Below are 4,882 nucleotides of genomic sequence, written 5' to 3'. Positions count from 1 at the left end.
CAATAATACCAGGTAAGCAATTATTCTCGCTCTGGTTTTCGACTTTGCCGATGGACGTCGAACCCGGCGCCCGGCCAGGCCGGCTTCAGCAGCAGCACGTCGTCGGAATCGATCATCGTCGCATTGGCGGCGTCGCGATGCTCCGCCCAGACCGGTCCGCCATAGAAGGCGCTCAGCGCCTCCTTTCGCGCTGTCATGTCCTCGAAGCCGCGCATCCAGACGAATATGTCGGGCCGGTCGAGGTCGCGGAACTGGCCGATAATGGTCATCCCGGTCGCCTCCTGGCTCTCGATGAACTCGCGATCGAAGAGGTCGATCAGCGTTTCGCGCCGGCCGGGCTTCAGCGTGTACTGCCTGAGTTCCACGATCGGTGAAGCAAGGCGTGCAGAGATTTCGTTTCGAGCAAGGTCCATTGTCGGCTCCAAAACAGGGTGATCGTCCTGTTTTGTAAAACAGACCGGTTGTCCTGTTTTGTCAATCTGGTATCGTGCCCAGATGTCAGGAGAGATTGCCGCCCAGCCGAAATCGCGTCGCCAAAAACGCACCAACGACCCGGAGGGCATGCGCCGCCGCGTGCTCGACGTGGCGGAGGAATCCTTCCAGGCGCGCGGCTATCACGCCTCCAGCCTCGGCGACCTGATGGCGGCGGCGGGCGTCACCGGCGGCGCGCTGCACCACCATTTCCCGACTAAGAAGGCGCTGGCGCTGGCGGTGATCGAGGAGCGGGTGGCCGCCACCGTGGATCAGACCTGGATCGCGCCGGTGCGCGCCGCATCCACGGCGCGCGAAGGCGTCCGCGCCGTGTTCGAGGCGGTGGCGGCTGAACTGGAACGGCAAGGCTTTGTGCGCGGCTGCCCGCTCAACAACCTCGCGCATGAACTGTCGCTCGCCGACCCGGACTTCCGCATCGCGCTTGCGGGCATTTTTGCCGGGTGGCGGCTGGCGATCGCCGACAAGCTGCGGGTCGACCGGCTAGCGGGCCGGGACGAGGGCATGGACCCCGACCGCTATGCCGCGCTGGCGGTCGCCGCCTATTCGGGCGCCATGTCGATGGCCAAGACGGCGCAGGATGCGGGTCTGCTGCGGGATTGCCTGGCGGGGTTGGAGCAGGGCGCCCCGTCCCCACAGAGCGGATTGGCAGCGAGGCGGCGCCGCAGGGTGCTGCGCAGACCACCTTGATGCCGGAACGCCGCCCGCTCTGTCCCAACGGCATCAAACATCCTGGTACCTCATTGATTTCCTGTGTCGTGTCGATTTCGAAGTTCGCTCGGAGCGCGATATAGAAACAATGCGACCTTCGAAATCACGACACACGAGGCCGTTGCTGACCTCAAACTCGTGAACTAGGAACCGTTTGCTCCGCTAGCCATGCTACTGTTGAGGGATACCGGGCCAAGGTACCCGTCAGCAGGCAGGCAACGTACCTTGACACCAACGATATCGTCCCAGCCGTTGGTTATGACGTCTCTCGCCCTCTCCTGGTCCTTGAGTGCTGGGAATATCGGGTCGACATCGTACCCCTCATGGTCGAGGTGCCGGAGCCTTTCGCGCCAATCGACAGGGACCGATCCTCTGCGCACGAGGTCCGCGAACCGGATCGGGTAACAGTGGCCTTTCAACAATGCGATCTGCACCTCGTCTGAATAAAGGTACTCCATCCACAGCCGAGCAGCGTTTGGATGCGGAGCATAGGCGCTGATCGCCTGGACATAGACACCCGCAGCGACGCCGGTCCTTGGCATGATGACTTCGATCCTCGTTTTCCCCCTGAGCCGTTCGCGGTCGCCGAGCGCGAGGTAGTCCCAGCGAACGAGGATCGGCGTGCGACCGTCAGCAAGTGAGTTGGCATCACCGATGATGGGAACGAAATTGCCCTTTTCATTGAGATTGGCGAAGAACTTCAGCCCCTGAGCAGCGGCTTCTTCGACGTCACCCTTAGCCGCCGACAAGCCTGCGGCGAACACGCTCTGGACTGCTTGATTTGAAGAAATATTGCCGGCGAGGCCGACCGAATTCCTATACTCCGGCGCGGCAAGATCCGCCCAATCCTGTGGCATCTTGGTGACGAGGTCAGCGTTGATCTCGAACGCAAGGACTCCGTAATAGCGGCCGCACCAATACCCTTGCGCATCCTTGGCGGCTTCCGGAATTGTGCCCCACGTTGACACTTTGTACGGCTGCAGCAAGCCATCCTCCTTAGCCGATGAGGCGAAGGACATGCCAATGTCGACTACATCCGGGGTCTGGGAGTCGGTCTTGGCTCGCCCAGCCCTGATCGCCTCAATCTGATCGGCTGAGCTGCCATTGGGCCGGAGTTCGTTGATTGTCAGACCGTATCTCGCCTTGAACCCGTCTATCACGACGCCGTATTCGCACCAATCGCGAGGCAATGCTATGACGGTAAGCTGCCCTTCCGCTTTGGCGGCCGCAACCAGGTCTTCCATTGCATCGACCGGCGCTGCAACGGCACAGACCGACACGGCACCCGTTGATAGGGCGGCTCCAGCCAGACCTGCTGCCTTGAGCGCGTCGCGGCGATTCATCGTTCGCTGACCAGCGGCAGGTTCAACCCTCGTTGGGTGTTCTTCTGATGATCCATGTTTCATGGCCCAATTTCCTCCGTCGGCTTGCAATCGATGCAAGTTCCTCCGCGTCGATCGTCTTGGTATCGATCGCGGTCGTGAAGGTGGGGGCGAACACCGGTTGGCGACGCCTCTGAGCGACTATGGCATATTGGGGAAGTGGGCGATATGCGCAGATTATGACCCGGATACGTCAGATCTGTTCCAGTGTCGTTTCGAGTTCGCTCGGACCGCGATATTCGCAATAATGCGAACTTCGAAATCACGACACTGGCGCACGACTCGGAGGTTCCGCAACGCCATGCACCAACGCGCCAGCGTTGAGAATCCTGAAGTGTAGATTGGACCTAGTCTAATTCGCCAGCGGCTTGATCGTCTCGTAGCCGACCACGCTCTCCGAATTCGTGCCCTCGTCATAGCGCCGGGCCAGCGATGCGCCGAGATCCGGCGCGTAGAGCGCGGTGAACGTGTCCAGCGTCTCGCCGGCCTGGTTCTTGAATGTCTCCTTGACCGCCAGCACATTGTATTTGCAGCCGCCGAGGCTGAACGTCTCCTTGCCCTTCACCGCCAGTTCCAGCGTCTTGGTGCCTTTCGGCTGCTTCTTCGGCGACAGCTCGACGAACTGCGTCGTGCTCTTCGCGCCTGCCTTCAGCGGAAACAGCTTCTTCAGGTCGCCGAGCGGGATCATCGCCAGATGGCCGGTCGTGCTGTCGCGGAACACCTCGATCAGCCCAGCATAGAGAAACTGCGTCTGCGGCGATTCCGACTGGTATGTGTTGGCGACCGAAACCATGCCGCCGGCGGCCGGCCGGAACTCGCTGCGGATGCCCGGCATCTCCAGCACGAAGCCAGTCTTGGCGGTCTTGGCGTCGACGCATTCGGCGCCATGCGCGGCGCCCGCCGCGGCAAGCAGGGCCATGCCGATCGTTGCGGCCTTCATCGCATCCTCCTCTTCCCGCTCAAGTTGAAGGCGCAAGACTGCCAGACCCATACCGCCATGTCGATGCTTGGCGGGTCGGGGAGGGAACTGGACGGCCGGGCGCCGCCTGTGCTGAATTTCGGCCATGATGAATAGCTGGCAAGCCCGTTCGATATCCCGTCGCGCTTTCCTGGCGCAGATGGCGAGCCTTGCGTCTGCCGCGGCCTTTGCCCATCCGGCATTCGGTCAGACCGGAAAGCGAATCCAGCCGGTCGACGCGACTTTCCTGTTCATCGCCGATATCCATGCCTGCCGCATGGCGAGCGGGTTGAGCCCCAATTGCCTGCAGGAGGGCAAGACGGATGCCGCGCTTCTGCGCAGCGTCGCTGCCCTGAACGGCATCGCCGACAAGGCTTGGCCGGCCGAGATCGGCGGCGTCGCCACCGGCCTGCGTTCGGCCGGCAGCCGCATCGGCACGCCGCTTGGCCTGGTCACCGGCGGCGACATCACCGACGACGGCGGCGGCCAGGTCACCGAGCCCAGCGAGGGCACGCAGCTGCTGCAGTTCAGCCAGCGCTACCAGCAGGGCATAGGCCCCGACCGCGTGCACATGCCCGTCTATGTCGGCCTCGGCAACCACGACCTCGACCAGAACGGCTCGCCGCCGCATGTCGACTGGTACCGCCGCGAGCTGCGCGACTATGTCGAGGTCAACCACCGGGCCGGCGTGTTCTTCAAGCCGCCGGTGCCGGCAACCGACTATGACGTCGACACCGACTGCTATTCCTGGGATTGGGGCGGCCTGCATCTCGTCCAGACGCACCGTTTCGCCGGCGACACCGGCCATGGCGCGCTGAGCAGCCTGCCATGGCTGAAGCAGGACCTGGCGACCTATGCCGGCGACGGCCGCCCGGTCATCCTGTTCCAGCACTATGGCTGGGACATTTTCTCGATCGAGCGCTGGGATCCGGCGAAAAGGACCTATGACGACGAGGGCACCGGCTCGCCGCATTGGTGGGGCGAGGCGGACCGCCAGGCCCTGCTTTCGGCTCTCAAGGGCTACAATGTCATCGCAATCTTCCACGGCCACCAGCACGAGGTGCCGATGATCTACCGCCGCGACGGGCTCGACCTGTTCAAGCCGAAGGCCGCCTACATGGGCGGCTTCGCGCTGGCGCGGGTGACCGGCGACAGCATGGATGTGGTGCTCGGCGAGGCGGCAGGCGACCACGGCGAGGTGGTCTTCACCAACGCTTTTTCCAAGAGCCTGAGTTTCTGAGGCGGCGGGACAGCGGCCCTGGTCGTAATTTCGGGATCGGCCCGGCAAGCAGGCGGGGAGGGGGCGCCTGCGGATGCGCGGGGAATATGGGAACAAACATGG

Annotated in this window: 5 protein-coding genes; 2 read left to right on the top strand and 3 right to left on the bottom strand. The window is 63.1% G+C overall.

Translation table 11 applies throughout. The features are described from left to right. Positions 1 to 20 precede the first annotated feature (20 nt). Positions 21 to 413 (bottom strand): NIPSNAP family protein, encoded by a 393-nt coding sequence (locus tag EOA33_RS24265; RefSeq protein ID WP_245492486.1) that lies wholly within the window; start codon positions 411 to 413, stop codon positions 21 to 23. A gap of 148 nt (positions 414 to 561) precedes the next feature. On the opposite strand from EOA33_RS24265, the gene EOA33_RS24260 reads away from it, so the two are divergent. Next, positions 562 to 1,179, top strand: a complete 618-nt coding sequence (locus EOA33_RS24260; protein WP_189363175.1) for a TetR/AcrR family transcriptional regulator — start codon at positions 562 to 564, stop codon at positions 1,177 to 1,179. A gap of 164 nt (positions 1,180 to 1,343) precedes the next feature. On the opposite strand, the gene EOA33_RS24255 is transcribed toward EOA33_RS24260, so the two are convergent. Continuing rightward, on the bottom strand, positions 1,344 to 2,606 hold the full coding sequence (locus EOA33_RS24255) for an ABC transporter substrate-binding protein (RefSeq protein ID WP_348628258.1): 1,263 nt from the start codon (positions 2,604 to 2,606) through the stop codon (positions 1,344 to 1,346). Between the two features lie 328 nt (positions 2,607 to 2,934). Beyond that, positions 2,935 to 3,522 (bottom strand): hypothetical protein, encoded by a 588-nt coding sequence (locus EOA33_RS24250; RefSeq protein WP_127406778.1) that lies wholly within the window; start codon positions 3,520 to 3,522, stop codon positions 2,935 to 2,937. 124 nt (positions 3,523 to 3,646) lie between these two features. Between EOA33_RS24250 and EOA33_RS24245 the strand changes: the two genes are divergently transcribed. Further along, complete coding sequence (locus EOA33_RS24245; RefSeq protein WP_127406777.1) at positions 3,647 to 4,780, top strand: metallophosphoesterase; 1,134 nt, start codon at positions 3,647 to 3,649, stop codon at positions 4,778 to 4,780. Positions 4,781 to 4,882 lie beyond the last annotated feature (102 nt).

The sequence above is a fragment of the Mesorhizobium sp. M4A.F.Ca.ET.050.02.1.1 genome, from assembly GCF_003997725.1.
Lineage (GTDB): Bacteria > Pseudomonadota > Alphaproteobacteria > Rhizobiales > Rhizobiaceae > Mesorhizobium.
Note: the sequence above shows the minus strand (reverse complement) of the source record. Positions and strands in the feature narration are given on the sequence as shown.

Coding starts and splice junctions, on each gene's coding strand:
- EOA33_RS24255 (WP_348628258.1), bottom strand. CDS start 2,606: ATGAAACATGGATCATCAGAAGAACACCCAACGAGGGTTGAACCTGCC.
- EOA33_RS24265 (WP_245492486.1), bottom strand. CDS start 413: ATGGACCTTGCTCGAAACGAAATCTCTGCACGCCTTGCTTCACCGATC.
- EOA33_RS24245 (WP_127406777.1), top strand. CDS start 3,647: ATGATGAATAGCTGGCAAGCCCGTTCGATATCCCGTCGCGCTTTCCTG.
- EOA33_RS24250 (WP_127406778.1), bottom strand. CDS start 3,522: ATGAAGGCCGCAACGATCGGCATGGCCCTGCTTGCCGCGGCGGGCGCC.
- EOA33_RS24260 (WP_189363175.1), top strand. CDS start 562: ATGCGCCGCCGCGTGCTCGACGTGGCGGAGGAATCCTTCCAGGCGCGC.